Origin of the sequence: Bradyrhizobium sp., from assembly GCF_027307225.1 — a bacterium.
GTDB lineage: Bacteria > Pseudomonadota > Alphaproteobacteria > Rhizobiales > Xanthobacteraceae > Bradyrhizobium.
On the sequence record NZ_DAHUXJ010000037.1, the window covers coordinates 1 to 25,714 of the forward strand.

Sequence of the window (25,714 nt, forward strand, 5' to 3'; positions counted from 1 at the left end):
TGATGCACCGCCGCCCCATCCCCGAGCTCCTCAAACCGCCGCCGCCGCGTGCCCCAGACCAGCCCGGATTTGAGTTCGGGCTGGCCGCAACACGCGCAGTGCAGCGACGTCGAAGGTTCCGCGCAGCCGCTTTCCCTGCGCGCGCCGCCTGAAGCCGACATCGTGCCGGACGGTCGTGGGTCAAGCCCGCGCATGACGAGAGAAGACGGAGGGGAAAACGAAGTGAACAAGCCTCACGTCGCCCGGCGCACGTAGCCTGCATTGAGGTCCTGCACCGATTTCGCGCCGCATTGCTGCATGGCGGCTTTGGTTTCGGTACGCACCAGTTCCAGCACCCGTTCGACGCCGGCCTGGCCGAAGGCGCCCAGCCCCCAGAGATAGGGACGCCCGATGCCGACCGCCTGCGCGCCCATCGCCAGCGCCTTCACCACGTCGGTGCCGCGGCGGAAACCCGAGTCGACGACGACGGGTATGCGTCCCTTCACCACCGCGATGATCTCGGGCAGCGCGTCAATGGTCGAACGGCCATTTTCCTCGCCACGACCGCCGTGGTTGGACACCAGAATGCCGTCCAGGCCGTTCTGCGCGGCAAGCTCCGCGTCGCCGGGCGTGACGATACCCTTGAGGATGATCTTCATCCGGGTCACATCGCGCATCCGCTTGACCGTGTCCCAATCGAGATTGGAGGATTCGCCGCCGCCCTTGATGCCGGAAAGATCGATACCGTCGTAATTGTGCCGGCGCAGCGCCCGATTGGCGAAGCTGGAGCGGTCGTGACAACCCGAGCATTCGCGAGTGTCCGATTTTATCAGCCGGAATAGCGTTTCCTGGTTGCGGCCGGCGATACGATCGACCGTGACCGCAAGGACCGGGCAACCTGCCCCGTCGGCTCGCTTGATCAGCGCCTTCGCCACTTCGAAGCTCGACGAAGCATAAAGCTGGAACCAGATCGGCGCGCCGCGCGCCTTGGTGACGTCGTCGACGGAGAAGTTGGAGGAGGTGGAAAGAATTTGCAGGTGGTTGCCGGCGCGCGCGGCACGCGCCACCGCGAGTTCACCGTCCGGGTGGAAGAACTGGTTGCCGCCGGTCGGACAGATGAAGATCGGCGAGTCGTATCTGGTGCCGAACACCTCGACGCTGAGATCGACCTTCGAAACATCGTGGAGACGATGCGGCATCAACTGGAATTTCTTGAAATCTTCGCGATTGGCGCGCAGCGTCACTTCGTCGTCGATGCCTGAGGCCATATAGCCGAAATGGGCCGGCGGCACGTTCTGGCGCGCGACCGCTTCGAAATCGAATACGTTGATCGCCTCTTTCGGCGTCTTGATGGGGTCGGTGCTGCCGGGCGGCGCCCACATCATGGGGTCCGGAAGTTTTGATGGCGCTTCACGAGCGCGTGCGGCAAATCCGACCGATGCCAGCAGAGGCGAGGCTGCACAATATTGCAGAAAACGGCGGCGGCTGGTGGCGCGAATACCCTCTCGCAGCATGTGGCAATCCCCCTGCACTTGTTTTGTGGAGACACGATAACAGCGGCAAAGATCACCCGGAAGGCTCAAGCCCGGGCAAGCCAGACATGCAGAAGAAGCCATCCTCAAAGCGAAAAATTGATCGGGGATCACGGGTTGGAGCCGCATTCCCCGGGGGATCGATCTCGCCGCCGAGGCGTTATACCGGCAGGATACCCATAATCCCGTCACTAGTGCGGCGAATTTGAAGTTTCTATCAGTTTCGCTGCGAGTTCGTTATAGGAACTTCAAATTCAAAGCCGCACTAGAATCAGTAAGTTACTAGAGCTCCTTTGATTCCGAAGTTCGCATCAGAGGCTGCCGCGACATCATGCGAACTTCGGAATCGGAGCTCTAGGCGGAGCCTAAGGATTGTTGGCAAGCGAGCGTCTCGCTAATCTTGCGGTCCTTCACCCAACCCCGATCCGCTCGAACCGAAAACAGGCCATCATGAATCCAGTCAAAGCACTCGAAAACCACGGTCAGGCGGTCTGGCTGGATTTCCTGGCACGAGGCTTTGTCGCCAAGGGCGATCTGAAAAAGCTGATCGATATCGACGGCGTCAAGGGCGTCACCTCGAATCCCTCGATTTTCGAGAAGGCGATCGGCAGTTCGGATGAATATGACGGCGCGATCGGTAACGCGCTGAAAAAGGGCGACCGCCCGATCGCGGACCTGTTCGAACATCTCGCGGTCGAGGATATCCAGCACGCCGCCGACGTGCTTCGCCCGGTCTATGACGAATTCAAAGGCAATGACGGCTTCGTCAGCCTCGAGGTGTCGCCCTATCTCGCGACGGACACCAAGGGCACGATCACCGAAGCGATGCGGCTCTGGAAGGACGTTCACCGCAGGAATCTGATGGTGAAGGTACCGGGGACACCGGAAGGCCTGCCAGCGATCGAAAAGCTCACGGGCAAGGGTCTCAACATCAACATCACGCTGTTGTTCTCGCGAAAAGTCTATATCGAGGTCGCCAGGGCCTATATCGCGGGCCTGGAAAAGCTCGTCGCCGATGGCGGCGACCCCTCCCACATCGCAAGCGTCGCCAGCTTCTTCGTGAGCCGCATCGACAGCGCGGTCGACAAGCAGCTCGATGAGAGGATCGCGCGCGCTAACGACCCGCAGGAGAAGGAGCGGCTCGCCGCTCTGAAGGGCAAGGTTGCGATCGCCAACGCCAAGCTTGCCTATCAGGAGTACAAGGATCTGTTCTCCGGCGCGCGCTGGGAGAAGCTCGCCGCCAAAGGCGCCAAGCCGCAGCGGCTATTGTGGGCGTCCACCGGCACCAAGAACAAGGATTACAGCGATGTGCTCTATGTCGAGGAACTGATCGGAGCGAACACGGTCAATACCGTGCCGCCGGCGACGCTTGATGCTTTCCGCGACCACGGCAAGCTGCGCGATAGTCTTGAAGAAAACGTCGACGACGCCAGGCGCGTGCTCGCCGAACTCGAGAAGTCCGGCATTTCGCTCGATGCGATTACCGAGGAATTGGTCAAGGACGGCGTCAAACTGTTTGCGGATGCCGCCGATAAGCTCTACGGCGCAGTCGCCCACAAGCGCGCCACTGTGCTCGGCTCCGCCATCGGGTCACAGAAGCTGGCGTTGAGCCCCGGTCTCGAAAAGGCGGTCGAAAAGAGCACCGAGGAATGGCGCGCCGCTGCCAAGATCCGAAAGCTTTGGCGCAAGGACAAGTCGGTCTGGACCAATGACGACGAGAACAAATGGTTGGGCTGGCTCGACAGCCCGGCCAGGACCGATATCGCCGACTACCAGGATTACGCAACCCGCGTGAAGGGACAGAATTTCTCCGACGCGGTCGTGCTCGGCATGGGCGGATCGAGCCTCGGACCGGAAGTGCTGGCCGAAACATTCCCGAAGAAGTCTGGTTTCCCCAAACTGCACGTGCTCGATTCCACCGATCCGGCGCAGGTTCGGGCGATGGAAAACAAGGTCGATCTCAAGCGGACGGTGTTCATCGTCTCCAGCAAGTCCGGCGGCACGACCGAACCGAACGTGATGAAGGATTACTTTTTCGCGCGGGTCGCAAAAGCAATCGGCACTGAGGCGGCCGGACATCGCTTCATCGCAGTCACCGATCCCGGCTCATCGCTGGAGAAGGTCGCCCAGAAACAAGGTTTTGCGCGCATTTTCCACGGCGAGCCGAGGATTGGCGGCCGTTATTCGGTGCTGTCGCCGTTCGGCCTCGTGCCGGCCGCGACCGCCGGCATCGATGTGAAGAGCCTTATTCACCACACGCTCGCCATGGTTCGCTCCTGCGGCGCGGATGTGCCGCCGCATGAAAATCCCGGCGTTCAGCTTGGGCTTGCGATGGGACTGGCCGGCCTCGAGGGCCACGACAAGGTGACGATCTTCCCGTCGAAGAAGATCGCCGACTTCGGCGCCTGGGCAGAGCAGCTGATCGCCGAGTCGACCGGCAAGGAAGGCAAGGGCCTGGTCCCGGTCGAGGGCGAAACGATCGGCGAGGTCTCGGCTTACGGCAGTGACCGCTTCTTTATCGACCTGCGCACCGAAGGCGAAAACGACCAAGCGCATGACGCGGCGCTGAATGAGCTGGAGCAAGCCGGCCATCCCGTCGTTCGCATTGTCCTGAAATCGATCGAGCATATCGGGCAGGAATTTTATCGCTTCGAAATGGCGACGGCCGTGGCGGGCGCCATTCTCGGCATTAATCCGTTCAATCAGCCGGACGTCGAAGCCGCCAAGGTCAAGACACGCGAGTTAACGGCGGCTTTCGAGAAATCAGGCAGGCTGCCCAAGGAAGAGCCCGTCGTCTCAACCGACGAGGCCGATCTCTATACCGATGAGGCCAACGCGGGCGAATTGCGCAAGGCCGGCGCCGACGGCACGCTCGAATCCTGGCTGAGAGCGCATTTCTCGCGCGTCCATGCCGAAGATTACGTCGCACTGCTCGCTTATATCGAGCGCAATGCGGAGCATATCGACACGTTGCAGGGCGCGCGGCTCGCCGTGCGCGACCAGCGCCATGTCGCGACCTGCGCGGAATTTGGCCCGCGCTTCCTGCATTCGACCGGCCAAGCCTACAAAGGCGGTCCGGACTCCGGCGTGTTCCTGCAGATCACCGCCGACGACGCCCGGGATTTGCCGGTGCCCGGCCAGAAGGCGAGCTTTGGCGTGATCAAGGCGGCGCAGGCGCGCGGCGATTTCGATGTGCTTACCGAACGCGGCCGGCGTTCACTTCGCGTACATCTGAAGGGCGATCTCGCAAGCGGCTTGAAGACGCTCGACGATGCGATCCGGCAAGCGCTGAACTAGGTTAGAGGACTACACAATGCAACTTGGTATGATCGGCCTGGGGCGAATGGGCGGCAACATCGTTCGCCGCCTGATGCGTCACGGGCATTCGGCCGTGGTCTATGACAAGGACGCGAAAGCTGTAGCTGAGCTCGCCAATGAAGGCGCCGCAGGCTCCGGCACGCTCGAGGAATTCGTCGGCAAGCTGGAAAAACCGCGCGCCGCCTGGATCATGCTGCCGGCCGGCCATATCACCGAAACAACGATCGAGGCGCTCTCCAGGCTGATGCAGCCGGGCGACGTCATCATCGATGGCGGCAACACGTTCTGGCAGGACGACGTCCGCCGCGGCAAGAAGCTGAAAGAGCGCGGCATCCATTACATGGATGTCGGCACCTCCGGCGGCGTCTGGGGGATCGAACGCGGTTACTGCATGATGATCGGCGGCGGCAAGCAGGAGGTCGAGCGTCTCGATCCGATCTTCAAGACCCTCGCGCCGGGCCTCGGCGACATCCCGCGCACCGAGGGACGGCAGGGGCGCGATCCGCGGGTCGAACAAGGCTATCTGCATGCCGGCCCCGTCGGCGCCGGACATTTCGTCAAGATGGTCCATAACGGCATCGAATATGGCCTGATGCAGGCCTACGCTGAAGGCTTTGACATCCTGAAGAACGCCAATATCGAAGCGCTGCCGCAGGACCACCGCTTCGAACTCGACATTGCCGACGTTGCGGAAGTCTGGCGGCGGGGCAGTGTCATCCCTTCCTGGCTGCTCGACCTCACGGCCTCGGCGCTGGCGAAGAATCCGGCACTACAGAATTACTCTGGTTTTGTCGAGGATTCCGGCGAAGGCCGCTGGACAGTGAATGCCGCGATCGACGAGGCCGTACCGGCCGAGGTCCTGACCGCGGCGTTGTTTGCACGTTTTCGTTCCCGCCAGGAACATACGTTCGCCGAAAAAATTCTCTCTGCAATGCGCCAGGGTTTCGGCGGTCACAAAGAAGGACACGCCGAGCCGGCGCAAGGGGCGTCCAACCCATCAAAGGCGAGTCATTCGTGACAGAGCCATCTACAAAGAAGCAAAAGCCCGACCCCTGCTCGTTCGTCATCTTCGGCGCCACCGGCGATCTGACTCATCGCCTCGTGATCCCTGCGCTCTACAATCTGGCGGCCGGCGACCTGCTGCCGGAGAAATTCTGCGTGGTCGGCATTGCCCGCAAGGGCATGTCGAGCGACGAGATGCGCGACAGCCTGATGAAAGGCCTGAAGCAGTACAAGACCCGTCCCATCGACGACGCAGTCGCCAAGCGGCTGCTGGAATGCGTGACCTGCATCGAGGCCGATCCGAAAGATCCCGGTTCTTTCGACGGCATGCGCGAACGGCTCGAGAAGCTGGAATCAAACCGCGCCACCGGCGGCAATCGCCTGTTTTATCTCGCCACGCCTCCGGTCGCTTTTGCGCCGATCGCCAAGCAGCTCGGCCGCGCCGGCATGCTGAAGGAAGATGGCGCCTGGCGGCGGCTCGTGGTCGAAAAGCCGTTCGGCACCGACCTCGCCTCCGCCAAGATGCTGAACGGCGAACTGCTCAAGATCATGGACGAGCATCAGATCTACCGGATCGATCATTACCTCGGCAAGGAAACCGTTCAGAACATCCTGGTGCTGCGCTTTGCCAACGGCATGTTCGAACCGATCTGGAATCGCGATCATATCGATCACGTGCAGATCACGGTCGACGAGAAGATCGGCGTCGGCCATCGCGGCAACTTCTACGATTCGACCGGCGCGCTGCGCGACATGGTGCCGAACCACCTGTTTCAATTGCTGTCGCTGGTCGCGATGGAGCCGCCGGCGAAATTCAACGCCCAAGCGGTGCGCTCGGAAAAGGCCGAGGTGCTGGCAGCGATCCAGACCCAGAACGAAGCGGAAGCGCTGAAGAATTCGGTGCGCGGCCAGTACCAAGCCGGCAAGAGCGGCGATGCGGAGATCGGTGACTACCGCAAGACCGAAGAGGTCAAGCCCGACAGCACCACCGAAACCTACGCCGCGCTGAAACTGACCATCGACAATTGGCGCTGGGCCGGCGTGCCGTTCTACCTGCGTACCGGCAAGGCACTTGGTATCAAGCGCACGGAAGTCGCGATCAAGTTCAAGCAGGCGCCGTTTGCGATGTTCCGCGACACGCCGGTGGACCGGCTGTCGCAGAACTACCTCGTCATCGCCATTGAACCGACCGAAGGCATTACGCTTCAGTTCAACACCAAGGTGCCGGGCCCTGTGATCAATATCGACGGCGTCGAAATGAAGTTCCGCTACAAGGACTATTTTCAGGCGGAGCCGACCACCGGTTATGAAACGCTGATCTACGATTGCATGATCGGCGACAACATCCTGTTTCAGCGCGCCGACAGCGTCGAGGCCGGCTGGCAGGCGGTTCAGCCGTTTCTCGATGCCTGGAAGAAAGCAGGCAGCAAAGGGCTCGAGCCTTACAAAGCCGGCAGCGAAGGTCCGGACGCCGCGAATGAACTGCTCAAGCGCGACGGCCGCATCTGGCGCAAGCTCGGTTAGGGCCGATGGCGAAATATTTTCACGTCGCCGATTCAACTGCGCTCGCGATCACAGCGGCTGAGCGCATGCTCACACTGATCCGGGCCAATCCAGGCCGTATCGCGATTTGCCTGACCGGCGGATCGAGTCCGAAGCAACTCTATCAGTTGCTAGCGACTGACGCTTACGCAAGGCGGATTCCATGGGATCGCACCCACTGGTTCATCGGCGACGAGCGTTTTGTGCCGCCTTCCGATTCGCGGAACAACATGGCCACGGCGCGCGGTATCTTTCTCGACCGTCTCGCGCCCAAAGACCACATTCACCCAATCCCGACGGATGCCGCCGATCCGGACGAAGCCGCAAGGCGCTATGAGCGCGAACTGCAAGCCTTCTACGGCTCTGGCGATTTCGATCCCGCGCGGCCGCTGTTCGACTTCGTGCTGATGGGCGTCGGCCCCGACGGCCACACGGCCTCGCTGTTTCCCGGCTATCCGGCGCTCGACGAGACCAGGCGCTGGGTCGTCGGCGTGCCGGAGGCGCATGTCGAGCCGTTTGTGCCGCGGGTAACCCTCACTCTGCCCGCGCTCGCGTCCTGCCGCGAGATGCTGTTCGAGGTCGCAGGAAAAGAAAAGCATGCGATACTCACCCGGCTTTCGGAAAATGAAGGCCTGCCAGCCAACCGGGCGCGATCGATCGGCGAGACCGTGTTGCTGGTGGATCAAGCCGCGATGGGAGAGTAACCCGCTTGAACGACGGATCGAACATTTCGCCTTGCGCGCTGATCGTGATGGGCGTGTCGGGTTCCGGCAAAAGCACGGTTGCATCGCGTCTCGCCGAGCGCCTGGGCTGGACCTTCGAGGATGGCGACCGTTTTCACCCCGCGAGCAACGTCGCCAAGATGAGCGCCGGTCATCCGCTTAACGATGAAGACCGCTGGCCGTGGCTGCAGGCGATAGCCGACGAAATCGGGCGCGTCTGCGATTCCGGCGGACACGTCGTGATCGCCTGCTCCGCGCTGAAGCGCACCTACCGCGACGTGTTGATGCGCGGTCGAAACGACGTGCGATTCGTCTTCCTCGACGGCAACAGGGCCCTGATCGCCGAGCGTATGGCCGCCCGCAAGGACCATTTCATGCCGCCGGGGTTACTCGACAGCCAGTTCAAGACGCTCGAGCGACCGCAAGCCGACGAGCGTGCGATCACGGTCTCGATCGATACGCCGGTCGAGACCATCGTCAACAACATCGTCGCTCAAATGACCGGCGAAGCCAGGACCAGACGCCCATGACCCGCATCGCGCTCGTTGTCTCTGACGTCGACGGCACGCTCCTGACCAAGGATAAGCTCCTGACCGATCGCGCCATCAGCGCCGCGCAAAAGCTTCACCAGGCTGGCATCGGCTTCACGATCACCTCGAGCCGTCCGACCATCGGCATGCGCTTTCTGATCGAGCCTCTCGGCATCGCCCTTCCGATCGGCGCCTTCAATGGCAGTTGTATCGTCGATCCCGCGCTGAAGCCGGTCGAGCAACATTTGATTCCCGAGGCCGCGGTGCGGCGTGCGCTCGAGGTGCTCGGCCAATTCGACGCCGATATCTGGCTTTTCACCGGCGATCTCTGGCTGGTTACCAATAGCAAGGGCCCCTATGTCGCGCACGAAGGGCGGACCATCCGCGCGGACCCGACGGTTGTCCCCGACTTCGCACCCTACCTTTCGAAGGCCTGCAAGATCGTCGGCTCGAGCAACGACGCGGCTGGCCTGCAACGCTGCGAGACTGCGATGCAGGAGGCGCTCGGCGCGCAGGCCACGGCCGTGCGCTCGCAAAGCTACTACCTCGACGTCACCCCGCCCGGCGTCAACAAAGGTACGTTCGTGCAGACGATCGCCCGACGCCTCGGCATTTCAACCGACGTCATCGCCACCATCGGCGACATGCAGAACGATCTCCCGATGTTTCGCGTCAGCGGGACTTCGTTTGCCATGGGCAATGCAACCGATGAGGTGAAGCGGCAGGCGACGCACGTCACCGCCTCGAACGAAGAGGACGGCTTTGCCAAAGCGATGGAGACGGTTCTGAGAGAGAACGGAAGGCATTGACGCCCGGCGGCGTCACTTCGAGCGCTGCATCGCCGGTTGGTCCTTGGCGTGCTTTGCAGCACTCAGATTGTGCGCCGTATTGACCAGCGCGATATGGGTCAGGGCTTGCGGGAAATTGCCGGTCTGACGGCCGGCGCCGGGATCGAACTCTTCGGCTAAAAGCCCGAGATCGTTGGCGACGCCGACGACGCGGTCAAACAGCGCCTGCGCCTTCCCGATCTCGCCGAACAGCACGTACGCGTCGGCGAGCCACAGCGAGCAGGCCAGGAACGCGCCTTCTTCCGATTGATGCTCGGCCTTCAGCTGGCGAGGATCGTGCCGCAGCACGAATCCGTCCCGCATCATGTGGCGTTCGATCGCGGCGACGGTGCCGCGCACGCGCGAATCCGAAGCCGGCAAGAAGCCGACCGCCGGCAACAGCAGAATACTGGCGTCGAACCACTCCGCGCCGTAAGCCTCGACAAAGCTGTTCAGCTTGACATGAAAACCCTTCTCGCAGACATCGCGATGGATGTTGTCGCGCAATGCTTTCCAGCGGTCGACCGGGGCCTTGAGCCCGAACTGCGCCGCTCCCTTGATGCCGCGATCGAAGGCAACCCAGGTCATGACTTTCGAAAAGACATAGTGCCGGCCCTCGCCGCGCCGCTCCCAAATGCCGTGATCGGGCCGATCCCAGATCTCGGCGAGGTGCTCGAGCACCGTGCATTCGAGGTCCCAGCTTTCATCGCCGAGTTTGAGCTTGGCCGCGCGTGACTGGTGGAAGGCGTCCATCAACTCGCCATAGACGTCGAGTTGCAACTGGGCGTGGGCGGCATTGCCTATGCGCACCGGCTGCGCGCCTTCGTAGCCGGAGAGCCAGTCGGCTTCCCATTCAAGCAACCGGCGCCGGCCATGGATGCCGTACATGATCTGCATGTTGGCCGGCGAGCCGGCCGCGGTACGCAGCAACCAGCCGTGCCAGTCGGATGCTTCCTCGGTGTAGCCGGAGTTCATCAGCGCGAGCAGCGTGAAGGTCGCGTCGCGCAGCCAGCAATAGCGGTAATCCCAGTTTTTGCTGCCGCCGAGCTTTTCCGGCAGCGACGTGGTGGGCGCGGCGACGATGCCGCCGGTCGGCCCATAGGTCAGCGCCTTCAGCGTCATCAGCGAACGCATGACGAGTTCGCGGCAATCGCCATCGTAAGTGCAGCGGCTGCACCAATCGAGCCAGAAGTCTTCGGTATCCTGCAGGGCCTGCGCCGGATCGATCGGATCTGGCGGCGGAAGATGAGAGGCGCCGTAAGTAAAGACAAACGGAATTGTCTTGCCTTCACTCACCTCGAAATCGGCGACCGTCGTCATGTCTTTGCCGCGAAGCTCAACCGGTGTCCGCAGCACGGTCATATCCGGTCCGCAGATCGCAAGCAGTGTGCCGTCCCCGGTGCGTTTCACCCACGGAACGTCCGCACCCGTGCCGAAGCGGATCACGAGTTCCATCCGCATCTTGACGGTGCCCCTGATGCCGCACACCAGGCGGACCACGTCGGAAGCCTTCTCGCGCGGCGGCATGAAATCGATAATGGCGACCACGCCATCGCTGGTTTCAAACCGCGTCTCCAGGATCAGCGTATTGTCCCGGTAGCGGCGGGAGCTTTGGGTCGCTTCCTGTTGGGGGGCGATCAGCCAGCGGCCGTTCTCGCGTGAGCCGAGCAGCGCGGCAAAACAGGCTTCCGAATCGAACGCCGGCCAGCACAGCCAGTCGATCGAACCGTCACGGCCGACAAGGGCTGCTGTTTCGCAGTCTCCGATCAAGCCGTAGTCTTCTATTCTCGACACGTTTTACTTCTGCCGGTTTGGCGGAGCCACGCTCATGATTTTGCGAGGGCCCGCTCCTGGGTTGCGCTTTTCAACGCTTCGATATCGACCTCGTGCGCGATGTCACTGACCGCCAGCGGCAACCGCTGCCGCCAGTTCGGATGTTCGTTCACGGTGCCTGGGATATTCGGTTGATCGATCACGCCAAGGAAGTCCTCGAGCGAAATCGCCATCAGCCGCGATCTGGTCTTGGAAAGGAAAGCCGCGATTGAATACAGATCGTTGCCCTCTATCTGGTGATGGCGCAGGACCTCGTCCAGCATCGTCAGCGCATGCCATCGTGCGTCGTCGCTTTCGCCGGGATCGATGCCCAGCGACCGCTTGATCTTGAGATCGCCGAACGAGCGCCAGCCGGCATAGGTCGAGAGATCGTGGGTGTTGAAGGTGACGAGCGCATTCGGCAGATAGCGATCGGGATCGTGAAATGCGCCACGGTCGTCGCGCTCGAACATCACGACCTGATAGGACCAGATTCCCCACTCGGCCATGGTATCGCGAAATCCCTCCGGAACGGTGCCGAGATCCTCCCCGATCACGATGCACCGATGCGCCATGCTTTGCTGCGCCGTCGCTGCCAGAAGCGCCTCGAACGGCATCTGCACATAGGCGCCTTCGTCGGCCGCAAAGCCATGCGGAACGAGGTAAAGCCGCTTCAGGCCGAGCACATGATCGAGCCTGACCGCGCCGGCGTAGCGCATCGCGGCCCGCAGCATCTGGCGATACGGCTCGAATAATTGCAGTTCGAGGCCAGCCGCATTGAAGCCGGCAAGGCCCCAGTTCTGGCCGGCGACGTTGAGCGGATCGGGCGGCGCGCCGACCGACAAGTGACGCGAGATCGCCGTCTGCTCGTTCCAGGCATCGAAGCCGCCGGACTGCACGCCGACCGCCACGTCCAGATAGAGCCCGACCTTCATGCCAAGGCGGCGCGCCAGATCGCGGCAATCGCGCAGCTGCCGGTCTGCCGTCCACTGCACGAATTCGACGAACTCGATTTCGGCCGCATCTTCGCCCCGGCGCAATTCGGCGCATTTGGCGTCGTCCGAGGCGCGCCATTCCGCTGGCCATTCCCACCATGCGACGCCAAACTTGTGCCGCAACACCTCAAAACAGGCGAAACGCGACAGAAGAGGCTCGCGCTCGGCGCGGAACGCATCGAAATCCGCTTTGCGCTCCCCGGCAGGCTTCGTCTTGAAACCCTCAAAGGCGGCGCGCAGCGCCCGCCACTTCAGTTCGGCGACGCCCTTGTAGTCGACGATATGGCCCTCGCGGAGCCGGGCGGCAGCTTTATGGGCCTCACTGCCCGCCTCGAATTCGGCGATGCGTTCCGCGTCGATGTAGAGCGGATTGAGGAACAGCCGGCTGTTGGGCGCATACGGACTGCAATCGGCAGGCTTGTCGTCGAACAATGCGTGCAGCGGATTGAGCCCGACGCCATCGGCGCCAAATTGGGCCGCAAGCTCCAGCAAGGCGGCCAGATCGGTAAAATCCCCGATCCCCCAATTGCGTGACGAACGGATGCTGTAGAGCTGGACCGCCATCATCCAGCCGCGATCGAATTCGCCCGCCCATGCCCGCGGCGGCGAAACAAGCAGCGGGATTTCCTGGCTCAGGGAGGCCGCATCGGTCAGCGTCAGCCGATAGACACCCTCCTGCCAATTGGCCGGCCAGGCAATAACCCGCTGGTCTGCTTGGCCCTTTGCAATGACCTCGCGCCCGGCGGTGACCTTCCAGGAGACGGGCAGCGCAGCTGCCGGGCTCAATTCGGTACGCGTGGTCTCTCCGGTTCGGATAACGACCGGGTGATCGAGAAGGCGGGTGGGGTTTCGCTCCGGCAGGGCGTCGAGAATGATCTTGAGCGCGATCTCGTCTGTCACATGACGGTGACCCTGACCGTCCACAAATTCGGTCTGGATGCCTAATTCTTTGGCTCGGTCATAAACGTCCATCGGCACGCCATTTGCAAAAGATGGGGAAGACAGAAAGGTAGAGAAAAGGAAGGGGGAGGTCTGAAGGAGATCGCCGCAAATTCTACCGATTTAGGAAGAGGATAGGAGTCAGCAACGCTTTCGCCCGCGGTGCCGTTCCCTGGGGAACCAATGGAAGGGCACGGGCTTTCTATATAGTCCCGAGCATCTCCTTTCGCGGCAACGAAATGGGACGTATTCATGCCGACGGCACCATCGTGAACAAACTCACCGAAACCGCCGGAGGCACCGCCCGCGCGCCTCGGTCCGAAGCCTATCATCCCGCCTCTGCTCGCCCGCCAGCCCCGATGGATCTGACGTCCGACATCGATACAAAGGAAACGGCAGCCGCCGCGCTCGACCACGACGCGCTGTGGTACAAGGATGCCATCATCTACCAGCTTCACGTCAAGGCGTTCGCCGACAGCAACAATGACGGCATCGGCGATTTCGCCGGCCTGACCGACAAACTGGACTACCTGCAAGAATTAGGCGTGACCACGCTCTGGCTGTTGCCTTTCTTCCCCTCGCCGGGGCGCGACGACGGCTACGACATTGCCGACTACGGCGCCGTCAATCCCGATTTCGGGACGATGAAGGATTTTCGCCGTTTCATCGTCGAGGCCAAGCGGCGCGGCCTGCGGGTGATCATCGAGCTCGTCGTCAATCACACCTCCGATCAGCACCACTGGTTCAAGCGCGCCAAGCGCAGCGAGCCGAAGTCGAGCGCGCGCAACTGGTATGTGTGGAGCGACACCGACCAGAAGTACCAGGGCACGCGCATCATCTTCACCGATACCGAGAAATCTAACTGGACCTGGGATCCGGAGGCCGGACAGTTTTACTGGCATCGCTTCTTCTCGCATCAACCGGATCTGAATTTCGACAATCCGCGCGTGGTGAACGCGCTCGTCCAGGTGATGAAGCGCTGGCTCGACACCGGCGTCGACGGATTTCGTCTCGACGCCATTCCCTACCTGTGCGAGCGCGACGGCACCAACAACGAAAACCTGCCGGAGACGCACGCCATCATCCGCCGGCTGCGCGCCGAACTCGACAAATACGCGAAGGGAAAGGTGTTGCTCGCGGAAGCCAACCAATGGCCGGAGGACGTGCAACACTATTTCGGCAACAGCGATGAATGCCACATGGCGTATCATTTTCCGCTGATGCCGCGCATCTACATGGCGATCGCCCAGGAAGACCGCTTTCCCATCACCGACATCCTGCGCCAGACGCCTGATATCCCGCCCGACTGCCAATGGGCGCTGTTCCTGCGCAACCATGACGAACTGACGCTGGAAATGGTCACCGACGTCGAGCGTGACTATTTGTGGTCGACCTATGCCAACGATCCGCGCGCGCGGATCAATGTCGGCATTCGCCGGCGTCTCGCGCCGCTGATGGACAACGACCGGCGCAAGATCGAGCTGATGAACTCGCTGCTGCTCTCCTTCCCCGGAACGCCGATCATCTATTACGGCGATGAAATCGGCATGGGAGACAACATCTACCTCGGTGACCGCAACGGCGTCCGGACGCCGATGCAGTGGACCCCAGACCGCAACGGCGGCTTCTCGCGCGCCGATCCCGCCCGGCTTTACGCCCCCGTCATCATGGACTCGGTCTATGGCTATGAGGCGGTCAATGTCGAGGCGCAATCGCGCAGCCTCTCGTCGCTGCTCAGCGCCAACAAGAAATTGATCGCGGTGCGCAAGTCGACCCTTGCCTTCGGACGCGGCAGCATGACCTTTATCCGTCCGGCCAATCGCGCGGTGCTCGCTTATGTCAGGCAGTACGGCGACGAGGTCATTCTGTGCGTCGCCAACCTTTCGCGATCGGCGCAGGCGACCGAACTGGACCTTTCCGCCTTCAAGGAACGTGTGCCGCTGGAAATGCTTGGACGCACGCATTTCCCGGCGATCGGCGAATTACCCTACATGATCACGCTGGCGCCTTACGGCTTCTACTGGTTCGAGCTTCAGGAGCGCGCCAAGTCCGAGCCCTCCGCGCCTTCGATCGTTCCCGAATTCGAGACGCTGGTGGTCCCGGTCGGGTCGACCTGGGTGTCGCTCGCCCGTACGCGCAGCGTGTTCGAATGCGACGTGCTGCCGGGTCACCTCGCCCGTTCCCGCTGGTATCCGCTCCACACGGCATCGGCGATCCACCCGACCCTGACATCCGCGATTCCCTTTTGCGACATCGGCGACAACCGGCCATGGCTCGCCTTCTTCGAGGCGGGCGAGGACGAGGCCAAAACGCGCTACGTGCTGCCGATGCAGATCGAATGGGTACGCTTCGATCGCGAGCGTTACAATCCGAGCGCGCTCGCGGCGGTCCGCCAGGGTGCCCGCGAGGGCACGCTGCTCGATGTCGCCCTTAATACCATTTTCGTGGGTCTTCTCTTGCGTAACCTCCGTCAGAAGCTGACGGTGGAGGAAAACAACCTGAAACTTGAATTCAGGCCGACGAGCAAGTTCGACGGCAAGCACGTCAGACAGCCCGAACGCGTCAACCTGGTCGATAGCGGGCCTTTCAGCACCGCCATGCAGGTCGATTCCGATTACGTGGTGAAGCTGTTCCGCAAACTCGAAAGCGGCATTAACCCCGAGATCGAGGTCGGCCTGTTCCTGACCGAAGTCGCGGATTTTGCCAACACGCCCGCGATGCTGGGCAGCGCTGAATTGATTGAAGGCGAAAAGCAACACGGAATCGCGATCGTCCACGCGCAGATCGGCAATCAAGGCGACGTCTGGACCGTGACGGCGGCCTATCTCGATCGCCTGCTTGAGAGGGAGCGCCTGCTGGCGGCAGGCACCGGGGCCGAGAATCGGGGGAGCGAAGAGCAGAGCGCTCATATGAATCACCTGTCGCAGATCGGCCGTCGTGCGGCGGAACTGCATATGGCTTTTGCCAGCGGAAGCGGACTGCCCGATTTTTCGCCCGAGCCGATCGCACCAGCGGATGCCGCGCGCTGGCGCGCGGCTATCGCGCAGAGCGCAGAGCGGGCCTTCCACATTCTGAGGCAGCGCCGCGGCTCATTCACCGAGGCGGACCGCGCGATGATCGACGAACTGCTGGCGCAGCAGAACAGCTTGCATGGGCGCCTGAACACCCTGATCCCTCCACAGACAAAGGGGCTCAATTTGCGTCTGCACGGCGATTTCCATCTGGGACGGATCCTGATCGTCAAGGACGACGTATTCCTGACGGGCTTCGAAGGCGATGTCCGCCGGCCGATCGAGGAACGCCGGCGCAAGGCGCCCGCCGCCCGCGATATCGCAAGCATGATCTGGTCGATCGAAACGGCCAGCCTTGCGGCACGCGAGCGCGCGCTTCATCTCTCACCGGACGAGCATGGCCGGCTCGATGCGGCGCTGACGGCGTGGATTGACCGCGCCAGAAACGTCTTCCTCGCATCTTATCGTGAATTGATGATCGATTCCCCGATCTGGCCGGAAGCCTCCCTCGCCGCACGGCGGATGGTGGACTTCTTCCTGCTGGAAAAGGCGTTCGACGCACTCGAAGCCGAACTGGTTCAGCGGGTGGATGCCGCGCCGGCGATCGTTGCCCGCATCTTGCGAATCCTGTCCCAGCCCGCCCGCGAGGCCGCATGAATGATCTCACTGCCGAGGCCTATGCAATCCTGGAAGGCCGCCACTCCGATCCCTTTCAGTATCTGGGCCCGCACGCCGAAGGCGGCAAAACGATCGTGCGCGCGTTTTTACCCGAAGCACAAAAGGTGGACGCGATTGATCCGCATGGCGAGGCGACCGCCCTGACGCGCATCCACAAGGACGGTTTGTTTGCCGGCGTTCTTTCTGACGGCTCCAACGCGTATCTGCTGCGCGCCCGCTTTGGCGAGAGCGTGGTCGATCTCGATGACCCGTACCGCTTTCCCCCGGTCCTGACCGACTACGACCTTCATCTGCTCGGCGAAGGCACCCATCAGCGACTTTATGAAAAGCTCGGCGCACATCCGATGGTGCTGGAAGGCGTACCGGGCGTGGCCTTTGTCGTGCTCGCCCCCAACGCGCAACAGGTGAGCGTCGTCGGCGATTTCAATTTCTGGAATCCGCGCCGCCATCCGATGCGCGTGCGCGGCCTCGGCTATTGGGAGTTGTTCATTCCGCATGCCGCGCCCGGCGATCGCTACAAATTCAGCATTTTCAGCCGGCAAGGTCGGCATTTGCCGCTGAAATCCGATCCGCTCGCCTTTGCCGCGGAGATGCGCCCGAGTACGGCGTCGATCGTGTTCGACGAGGAAAGGCTGCCCCGGCCTCACCCGGCCTCCGCAAATATCAATTCGTTGAACGGGCCGGTATCGATCTACGAGGTGCATCTCGGCTCATGGCGACGCAAAGGTCACAACGAATGGTTGACCTATCGCGAGCTCGCCGAGCAATTGCCGCGCTATGTCCATGACATGGGATTCACCCACATCGAATTTCTCCCCGTCAGCGAACACCCGTTCGACGGCTCATGGGGCTATCAACCGACCGGCCTGTTCGCGCCGACCAGCCGCTTCGGCAGCCCGGACGATTTCGCGGCACTTGTCGACGCCTGCCACCGGGAGGGACTGGGCGTGTGGCTCGATTGGGTGCCCGGCCACTTTCCCGACGATCCGCACGGGCTCGGCCATTTCGATGGCACCGCGTTCTACGAACATGCCAACCCGCTGCAGGGCCGGCACCTCGATTGGGGCACGCTGATCTACAATTACGGGCGCACCGAGATCGTCAACTTTCTGATCTCCAACGCACTGTTTTGGCTCCACCGTTACGGCATTGATGGCTTGCGCGTCGATGCGGTCGCCTCGATGCTCTATCTCGACTACAGCCGGGCCGCCGGCGAATGGGTGCCGAATCGGTTCGGCGGCCGGGAAAATCTCGAAGCCGTCGCCTTCCTGCGCCGTTTCAACACCGAGGTGTTCGGCCAATTCCCGCACGCCACAACCGCAGCCGAGGAATCGACCGCATGGCCGCAGGTGTCGCGACCCGTGGAATTTGGCGGGCTCGGCTTCGGCTACAAATGGAACATGGGCTGGATGCACGACACGCTGAAGTATATCGGCAAGGAGCCCGTCCATCGCCAATATCATCACGGCGATATTCTGTTCGGCCTGCATTATGCGTTTTCGGAAAATTTCATCCTGCCGCTGTCGCATGACGAGGTCGTTCACGGCAAACGCTCAATCCTCGGACGCATGCCCGGCGACGACTGGCAGCGCTTTGCTAACCTGCGCGCCTATTACGGCTTCATGTTCGGCCATCCCGGAAAGAAACTGCTGTTCATGGGCTGCGAGTTTGCGCAATCGAGCGAATGGAATCACGACCAATCGCTGGACTGGCATCTTCTTCAGTACGGTCCGCACGCCGGCGTTCAATCGCTGGTCCGCGACCTGAACTGGCTCTATCGCGACACGCCGGCGCTCCATGAGCTCGATGGCGATCCTTCCGGCTTCGAGTGGCTGGTGACCGACGACGCCCACGGTAACGTCTTTGCCTGGCTTCGCAAAGGCAGGGACCAGCATTCGCGCTGTCTGGTCGTGACCAATTTCTCACCGAACGTCTATCACAACTACATACTGCACGTGCCGTTTGCGGGCACGTGGCGCGAGATCCTCAATACGGATTCGTCGCATTACGGCGGCAGCAATGTCGGCAATATCGGCGAGGTCCGAACGCTGGAAGGTACGGGTCCCGAACTGAGGCTGACCCTCCCGCCACTGGCGACCATTTTTCTCATACCGGAAAGCTGAATATGAGACTGACGGCCGGATCGGCCTCGCGCCTCGGTGCAAGCTGGGACGGACGGGGCACCAACTTCGCGCTGTTTTCCGCCAACGCGCAGAAGGTCGAGCTCTGTTTGTTCGACGGCCAGGGCCGGCGCGAAATCGAGCGCATCGAATTGCCCGAACGCACTGAAGACGTCTGGCATGGCTATCTCAACGACGTCTCGCCCGGTCAGCTCTACGGCTATCGCGTGCACGGCCCCTATGCACCCGAGCACGGCCACCGTTTCAACCCCAACAAGCTGTTGCTTGACCCCTACGCGCGCCGGCTCGCCGGACGGCTGGTGTGGAGCGATGCGCATTTCGGCTATCGCACCGGCAGCGCGCGAGAGGATCTTTCCTTCGATCGGCGCGACAATGCACGCGGCATGCCGAAGGCCGTCGTGGTCGATGAGACCTTCAACTGGGGCCGGCGCGAAATACGCCCGAGCATTCCCTGGGAAGACACCATCATCTACGAAGCCCACGTCAAGGGCCTGACCCAGAAGCGCGGCGATGTCGCGCCGAATTTGCGTGGCACCTATGGCGGGCTGGCGGCGCCTGGGATGGTCGAGCACCTCAAGCGGCTTGGCGTGACAACCATCGAACTTCTGCCGATCCACGGCCTTGTCGACGACCGCATCCTGGTCGAACGAAAACTGTCGAATTACTGGGGCTACAACACGCTCGCCTTCTTTGCGCCGGAAGCACGCTATGCGCAGGACAATGCGCTGGATTCCTTCCGCACCGCCGTGGCGCGATTGCATGACGCCGGCATCGAGGTGATGCTCGATGTCGTCTACAATCACACCGCGGAGGGCAACCATATGGGCCCGACGCTGTCGTTCCGCGGCATCGACAACGCCTCCTACTACTGGCTCATGCCTGACAACCCGCGCTACTACGACGATTTCACTGGCTGTGGCAGCTCGGTCAACCTCACTCATCCGCGCGTGCTGCAGATGGTGATGGATTCGCTGCGTTACTGGGTCGAGGTCTGCCATATCGACGGCTTCCGCTTCGATCTCGCGACTACGCTCGGTCGCGGCCCGAACGGGTTTGATCGCAATTCCTCCTTCTTCACCGCTGTCCGCCAGGATCCGGTGCTTGCCACGGTGAAGCTCGTGGCCGAACCCTGGGATCTCGGTCTCGGCGGCTATCAGGTCGGTGGCTTTCCCTCGCAATGGTCGGAGTGGAACGACCGTTATCGCAGCGCCATGCGCCGCTACTGGAGTGGCGAAGGCAGCCTGATCGGCGAAATCTCGAGCCGCATGACCGGCTCGTCCGACCTCTTCAACCACGACGGCATGGTTCAGCGCGCCGGCATCAACCACATCACCGTGCATGACGGTTTCACGCTCAATGATCTCTTCAGCTACAACACCAAGCACAACGAAGCGAACGGCGAAGACAATCGCGACGGCGCCAACGACAACCACAGCAACAATTGCGGCCACGAAGGCCCGACCGACGATCCCGCCATCCTCGGCTTGCGTCACCAGCTGCGGCGAAACCAGTTCGCCTGCCTGATGCTGGCGCAAGGCGTGCCGCTGATCCTCGGCGGCGACGAAGTCGGCAACACCCAGAACGGCAACAACAACGCCTATTGCCAGGACAACGTGACCGGCTGGATCGGCTGGGAAGGCATGGGGCACGAGGGCAGCGACCTCATCGACTTCGTCGGCCATCTCACCGCCATCCGCCGCCGTTTCTCGCAAATCCGCAGCCATCGCTGGCTCGACGGGCGGCGCGCCGACGGCAGCTTTGGCGTGCTGTGGCTAACGCCGACCGCCGAAGAAATGAAGGAGCAGGACTGGAATTTTCCGGAGGGTCGTTTTCTTGCCTATGTGCTGAGCCCGATCGAGGCGGGACAGTCGCCGGTTTTCATCGTGCTCAACGCCGCGCCCGAGCCGATCAAGCTTACCTTGCCGAAAATCCCGGAATACAGACGCTGGCAGCAACTATTGAACACGGTCGACGTTAAGCAGACGGCCGCGGAGTTCCCTTCGGGGAGCGAGACCACTGCGCCGCCGCGCTCGGTACTGGTCTTTTCAGGTTCGGCATGAATGAACGGCATTTCGGCGCGAAGCTGAGTTCCGATGGCACCACGTTCCGTCTGTGGGCGCCCGCGGCAAAACATGTCGATCTCCTGCTGGAGCAGCGATCTCACCGCCTCACCCCCGCCAAGCACGGCTGGTTCGAAATCGAAGTCCCGGAAGCCAAAGCCGGTACGCGGTATAAGTTTCGGATCGATGGCGAACTCGACGTGCCCGATCCCGCCTCCGCCTTCCAGCCCGAGGATGTGTTCGGCCCGAGCGAGGTGATCGATCACGCGAATTATGCGTGGCGCGCCAGGGACTGGCGTGGACGGCCCTGGCACGAAACAGTGCTGCTGGAAGCGCATGTCGGCACCTTCACTCGAGAAGGAACGTATCGCGCGATGATCGACAAGCTCGATCATCTCGCCGAGACCGGCATCACAGCGCTCGAATTGCTGCCGCTGTCGGATTTCGCAGGGCGCTACAACTGGGGCTACGACGGCGTGTTGTGGTATGCGCCCGACAGCGCCTATGGCCGGCCCGACGACTTGAAGCGTCTGATCGATGAAGCGCATCTGCGCGGGCTGATGGTGTTTCTCGACGTGGTCTATAATCATTTCGGCCCGGAAGGAAATTATCTTGGCCGTTACGCGCCGGCCTTCTTCACGGACGCGCAGACGCCTTGGGGCAGCGCGATCGATTACCGCGTGCCGCAGGTGCGCGCTTTTGCGATCGAGAACGCGCTTTATTGGCTGGACCAATTTCGTTTCGACGGACTCCGGCTGGACGCGGTGCACGCCATCGCCGAGATGGGCGAAATTCCGATGCTGCACGACCTCAGCCTCGCGGCCGGTCGACTCGCCACCGAGACCGGCCGTCACATCCATCTCGTGCTTGAGAACGACGACAACAGCGTCGGCCTGCTCGATCCCGTGCAGGATCCGCCTTGCGGCAGATACAATGCGCAATGGAACGATGACTACCACCACGCCTGGCATGTCAAGCTCACCGGCGAGAAGCAAGGCTATTACCGCGATTATCAGCGCGCGCCGCTTTCCGATATCGCCCGCTGCCTCGGTTCGGGCTTCGCCTATCAGGGCGAACCTTCCAAACATCGCGGCGGCAAGGCACGCGGCGAAGCCAGTGGTGGCCTTCCGCCGACGGCCTTCGTCAACTTCCTGCAAAACCACGATCAGATCGGCAACCGCGCCTTCGGCGATCGGCTCGAAGGCGAAGCCAACCGAGACGCCATCGAGGCCGCGCTCGCTATCACCCTGCTCTCGCCGCCTATTCCGATGCTGTTCATGGGCGAAGAGTGGGGTTCGAAAGCGCCCTTCCCGTTCTTTTGCGATTTCAAGGGCGGTCTTGCTGAAGCCGTACGCAGCGGCCGCCGCGCCGAATATGCGTGGGCATATGAGCGATTTGGCGACGGCGTTCCCGACCCCCTGAGCGACGCCACATTCCGCTCCGCCGCTCTGGATTGGGATGCGCGAACCGGTACCGGTCGCGAACGGCTGAATTTGGTGCGCCAGCTATTGGAGATACGCCGGCGCCATATCGTGCCGCGCCTTGCGGGTGCGCGTTTCGGTGAAGCTGACGCCGCCGGCAATGGACTACTTCGCGCGAACTGGCATCTGGGCGACGGTGCGAGGCTTTTGCTCACCGCCAATCTGTCCGACCACGCGATTGCAATGCCGCCGAATGAAGCAGCTGGTACGCCGATCTGGGGCGAGGCTCGCGGCGCGATCAAGCCGTGGGCGGCGCTCTTGCGTTTGGAAACGCGCTGATGGCGCCCGCCATTCCCATTGCGACCTACCGTTTGCAGCTCACTGCGGAATTCGACTTTGACGCAGCCGCTGCCGTCATTCCCTATCTGAAGGCGCTCGGGATCAGCCATGTCTATGCGTCGCCGCTTACAAAGGCGCGGAAAGGTTCGAGCCACGGCTATGACGTGGTCAACCACACCCTGATCAACCCGGAGCTCGGCGGCGACGAAGGGTTTGAGCGGCTGAGCGCCGCGCTCAAAGCTCACGATCTCGGCCTGATCCTCGACTTCGTGCCCAATCATGTCGGTGTGTTTTTCGACGACAACCCGTGGTGGCTCGACGTGCTGGAATGGGGCGAGGCCTCGCCGCACGCAGTTTCCTTCGACATCGATTGGGACCAATTGGCGTATCGCACGCGCGGCGGTGTGCTGCTGCCGATCATCGGTTCGTCCTATGGCAACTCGCTGGAGAATGGCGAGATCGAGCTGCGCTACGACGCCGGTGAAGGCAGCTTCTCGGCCTGGTATTTCGAGCACCGCCTGCCGATCGCGCCGGTACGCTACGGTGAAATCCTGCATATGATCGTCAAGGAAGCGGGCGTCGAAGAAAGCCGCGCCGGACAACACATTCTCGGCCTCGCCTCGCGCTACCATGGCCTGCGGCACCCCAACCGCAAGGAGGCGCCTGCCTTCAAGGCGGAGTTAAAAGACATCGAAGGCAGCCAGGCCGTTATCGAGCGCGGGCTCGCCGCCTATCGCGCCGGACCGGATCGCCCAGCGCAGACGCTTGCGCTCCACCATCTGCTCGAACGCCAGCACTACAAGCTCGGGCACTGGCGGCTTGCCTCCAGCGACATCAACTATCGCCGCTTCTTCGACGTCAATTCGCTCGCCGGCTTGCGCGTGGAAGACGCCGCCACATTCAATGCCGCCCATCGCCTGGTCAAGCGGTTGATCGAGGAAGGCAAGCTTCAAGGGCTTAGGCTCGATCACATCGACGGCCTGAGCGATCCCGTGCAGTATTTCCAGCGCTTGAGCCGCCTGATCCGGCAGGGTAGCGGAAAGCCCGCCCGGTCGTTCTATGTCGTAGTGGAAAAAATTCTCGGCGAGCACGAAGACTTGCGTCCGTTCGCCGGCGTCGAAGGCACGACCGGCTATGAGACGCTCAACGTCATCACCCGAACTCTCGCCAACCAGACCGGGCTGGACGCGCTGGACGAAACCTGGCGGCAGATCAGCAACCTGCCGCCGGCGCTGACCCCCGTGCTCAAGGCTGCCAAGCGGCTCGTGCTGGAAACGCTGCTGACCAGCGAGTTCACGGTTCTGGTGCGTCTGCTTGGACGCATTGCGGCCGGCCATTATTCGACGCGCGATTTTTCAGCAGACAGTCTGCGCCAGGCGTTTGAGCTTTACGTTCTGAACTTTCCGATCTACCGCACTTACCTGACCGCTGCCGGCGCATCCGCCGACGACCGCGCGCTGATCTCGGAGACGATCGAAAAGGCGCGCGCCGAGTGGTACGCGGCCGACGAAGGCATTTTCGATTTTCTGCGCGACGCGCTGACGATGGACCTCGCCAAGCCGGGCGGCGCGCTGCACAGCCCGCCGCGGGTAAGGCGGTTTGCGTTGAAGGTGCAGCAATTCACCGGGCCACTGATGGCGAAGTCGCTGGAGGACACGACCTTCTACCGAACCCATCGCCTGCTCGCGCTGAACGAAGTCGGCGGCGAGCCTTCCGCCTCGGCGATATCGCCGGCCGGCTTTCATCACCTGATGAAAATCCGCGCTCACGACTGGCCGCACGCCATGACCACGACCGCGACGCACGACACCAAACGCAGCGAGGACGCCCGAGCGCGTCTGGTCGCGCTCAGCGAACTGCCGGGCGAATGGACCGCCGCGGTCGCCCGCTGGAAAGTGCAGAACGCACCGCATATCGTCACCGACGGCAATCTGCGCGCGCCTTCGACGGCGTTCGAATACATGCTGTACCAGACCCTGCTCGGCATCTGGCCGCTTGCAACGCCCGACCAATCCCTGACCGATCGCCTGCAGGCTTACGCCGTCAAAGCGGCGCGCGAGGCCAAGCAGGAAACGAGCTGGCTCAACCCCCATGAGGCTTACGAGAGTGCCGTCTGCAGCTTCATCGAGCGGATTCTGAATCGATCGGCTTCGGCGGAATTTCTGCAGTCCATGGACGGCTTCGCCCGGCGGCTGGCGCTGCTGGGCGCGCTGAACTCGCTGAGCCAGACCACGCTGAAGGCGATGATGCCGGGTGTACCTGATTTTTATCAGGGCACGGAGTTCTGGGACTTGTCGATGGTCGACCCCGACAACCGCCGGCCGGTCGATTTTGTCGAACGCGCCCGTGTCCTCGCCGCGGTGGAGCGGCCGGATTGGCCGGCACTCTCGCGCGAATGGCCTGACGGCGACATCAAGCTCGCCTGGACACGACATCTTCTTAAGGTCCGCAACGAACGTCCGGACGTCTTCGCGGACGGCGAATTCGAGGCGCTCGAGGTCAGCGGCGTCAATCGCGATCACGTTGTCGCCTTTGCGCGCCGCCGCGGCCGCCATGCCGTGATCGTAGCGGCGGCACGATGGCTCGCGCCTCTGACCGAGCAAGGCCGTCGATGGCCGCACGGCGAGGCCTTCGAAGGCGAACTCCACATCGATGGTTATTCACTCGAAGGCAAGAGAAGCTCTGACAAGGCGCGCATCCCCCTGTCCGTCTTGTTCAAGGACCTTCCGGCAGCTGCGCTCAAAGCGTCCACGGGCGGCGCCCCGAAACCGGCCGCGAAACGAATGAAACAGTTCGCGTAAGCGGACGTCTTTCGTTGCAAACGAGGGAACGCTGCACCGCGAAAGCGCGGAACTTTCGTGACTCC

14 protein-coding genes are annotated in these 25,714 nt (G+C 62.2%); 11 read left to right on the forward strand and 3 right to left on the reverse strand.

From position 1 onward, the window contains the following. Positions 1–233 precede the first annotated feature (233 nt). Positions 234–1,493 carry an alpha-hydroxy acid oxidase gene (locus tag M6D32_RS06055; RefSeq protein ID WP_298254361.1) on the reverse strand — a complete coding sequence of 420 codons (1,260 nt, stop codon included), beginning with the start codon at positions 1,491–1,493 and terminating at the stop codon, positions 234–236. A 468-nt stretch (positions 1,494–1,961) separates the two neighbouring features. Between M6D32_RS06055 and M6D32_RS06060 the strand changes: the two genes are divergently transcribed. From M6D32_RS06060 to M6D32_RS06085, 6 genes are all read left to right on the forward strand, one after another. Beyond that, complete coding sequence (locus M6D32_RS06060) at positions 1,962–4,808, forward strand: bifunctional transaldolase/phosoglucose isomerase (protein WP_298254363.1); 2,847 nt, start codon at positions 1,962–1,964, stop codon at positions 4,806–4,808. Positions 4,809–4,824: 16 nt separating this feature from the next. After that, positions 4,825–5,847: a phosphogluconate dehydrogenase (NAD(+)-dependent, decarboxylating) gene (gnd, locus tag M6D32_RS06065; RefSeq protein WP_298254365.1), complete on the forward strand. Its 1,023-nt coding sequence runs from the start codon at positions 4,825–4,827 to the stop codon at positions 5,845–5,847. Beyond that, positions 5,844–7,355: a glucose-6-phosphate dehydrogenase gene (gene zwf / locus M6D32_RS06070; protein ID WP_298254367.1), complete on the forward strand. Its 1,512-nt coding sequence runs from the start codon at positions 5,844–5,846 to the stop codon at positions 7,353–7,355. The genes gnd and zwf overlap by 4 nt, the downstream gene beginning before the upstream one ends. Before the next feature lie 65 nt (positions 7,356–7,420). Further along, positions 7,421–8,077: a 6-phosphogluconolactonase gene (gene pgl / locus M6D32_RS06075; RefSeq protein WP_298254369.1), complete on the forward strand. Its 657-nt coding sequence runs from the start codon at positions 7,421–7,423 to the stop codon at positions 8,075–8,077. A gap of 47 nt (positions 8,078–8,124) precedes the next feature. Continuing rightward, positions 8,125–8,625 carry a gluconokinase gene (locus tag M6D32_RS06080; RefSeq protein WP_298254400.1) on the forward strand — a complete coding sequence of 167 codons (501 nt, stop codon included), beginning with the start codon at positions 8,125–8,127 and terminating at the stop codon, positions 8,623–8,625. Next, positions 8,622–9,434 carry a Cof-type HAD-IIB family hydrolase gene (locus tag M6D32_RS06085; protein WP_298254371.1) on the forward strand — a complete coding sequence of 271 codons (813 nt, stop codon included), beginning with the start codon at positions 8,622–8,624 and terminating at the stop codon, positions 9,432–9,434. Before M6D32_RS06080 ends, M6D32_RS06085 begins: the two co-directional genes overlap by 4 nt. Positions 9,435–9,446: 12 nt before the next feature. Here M6D32_RS06085 and M6D32_RS06090 read toward each other — a convergent pair whose 3' ends face one another. Further along, complete coding sequence (locus M6D32_RS06090) at positions 9,447–11,246, reverse strand: glycoside hydrolase family 15 protein (RefSeq protein WP_298254373.1); 1,800 nt, start codon at positions 11,244–11,246, stop codon at positions 9,447–9,449. Positions 11,247–11,278: 32 nt separating this feature from the next. After that, positions 11,279–13,231: a 4-alpha-glucanotransferase gene (malQ, locus tag M6D32_RS06095; RefSeq protein ID WP_298254375.1), complete on the reverse strand. Its 1,953-nt coding sequence runs from the start codon at positions 13,229–13,231 to the stop codon at positions 11,279–11,281. 326 nt (positions 13,232–13,557) lie between these two features. On the opposite strand from malQ, the gene treS reads away from it, so the two are divergent. The 5 genes from treS to treY are packed head-to-tail and all read left to right on the forward strand — an operon-like array spanning position 13,558 to position 25,649. Then, positions 13,558–16,866, forward strand: coding sequence for a maltose alpha-D-glucosyltransferase (gene treS / locus M6D32_RS06100; RefSeq protein WP_298254402.1), 3,309 nt, complete (start codon positions 13,558–13,560; stop codon positions 16,864–16,866). Then, positions 16,863–19,010, forward strand: a complete 2,148-nt coding sequence (glgB, locus tag M6D32_RS06105) for a 1,4-alpha-glucan branching protein GlgB (RefSeq protein WP_298254377.1) — start codon at positions 16,863–16,865, stop codon at positions 19,008–19,010. Before treS ends, glgB begins: the two co-directional genes overlap by 4 nt. Positions 19,011–19,012: 2 nt before the next feature. Next, a complete protein-coding gene (gene glgX, locus M6D32_RS06110; RefSeq protein WP_298254379.1) occupies positions 19,013–21,088 on the forward strand; it encodes a glycogen debranching protein GlgX in 2,076 nt (691 codons plus the stop codon). Beyond that, positions 21,085–22,848, forward strand: coding sequence for a malto-oligosyltrehalose trehalohydrolase (gene treZ, locus M6D32_RS06115; RefSeq protein WP_298254381.1), 1,764 nt, complete (start codon positions 21,085–21,087; stop codon positions 22,846–22,848). The genes glgX and treZ overlap by 4 nt, the downstream gene beginning before the upstream one ends. Continuing rightward, positions 22,848–25,649: a malto-oligosyltrehalose synthase gene (gene treY, locus M6D32_RS06120; RefSeq protein ID WP_298254383.1), complete on the forward strand. Its 2,802-nt coding sequence runs from the start codon at positions 22,848–22,850 to the stop codon at positions 25,647–25,649. The genes treZ and treY overlap by 1 nt, the downstream gene beginning before the upstream one ends. Positions 25,650–25,714 lie beyond the last annotated feature (65 nt).

Coding starts and splice junctions, on each gene's coding strand:
- M6D32_RS06055 (WP_298254361.1), bottom strand. CDS start 1,493: ATGCTGCGAGAGGGTATTCGCGCCACCAGCCGCCGCCGTTTTCTGCAA.
- M6D32_RS06060 (WP_298254363.1), top strand. CDS start 1,962: ATGAATCCAGTCAAAGCACTCGAAAACCACGGTCAGGCGGTCTGGCTG.
- gnd (WP_298254365.1), top strand. CDS start 4,825: ATGCAACTTGGTATGATCGGCCTGGGGCGAATGGGCGGCAACATCGTT.
- pgl (WP_298254369.1), top strand. CDS start 7,421: ATGCTCACACTGATCCGGGCCAATCCAGGCCGTATCGCGATTTGCCTG.
- M6D32_RS06080 (WP_298254400.1), top strand. CDS start 8,125: ATGGGCGTGTCGGGTTCCGGCAAAAGCACGGTTGCATCGCGTCTCGCC.
- M6D32_RS06085 (WP_298254371.1), top strand. CDS start 8,622: ATGACCCGCATCGCGCTCGTTGTCTCTGACGTCGACGGCACGCTCCTG.
- malQ (WP_298254375.1), bottom strand. CDS start 13,231: ATGGACGTTTATGACCGAGCCAAAGAATTAGGCATCCAGACCGAATTT.
- treS (WP_298254402.1), top strand. CDS start 13,558: ATGGATCTGACGTCCGACATCGATACAAAGGAAACGGCAGCCGCCGCG.
- glgB (WP_298254377.1), top strand. CDS start 16,863: ATGAATGATCTCACTGCCGAGGCCTATGCAATCCTGGAAGGCCGCCAC.
- glgX (WP_298254379.1), top strand. CDS start 19,013: ATGAGACTGACGGCCGGATCGGCCTCGCGCCTCGGTGCAAGCTGGGAC.
- treZ (WP_298254381.1), top strand. CDS start 21,085: ATGAATGAACGGCATTTCGGCGCGAAGCTGAGTTCCGATGGCACCACG.
- treY (WP_298254383.1), top strand. CDS start 22,848: ATGGCGCCCGCCATTCCCATTGCGACCTACCGTTTGCAGCTCACTGCG.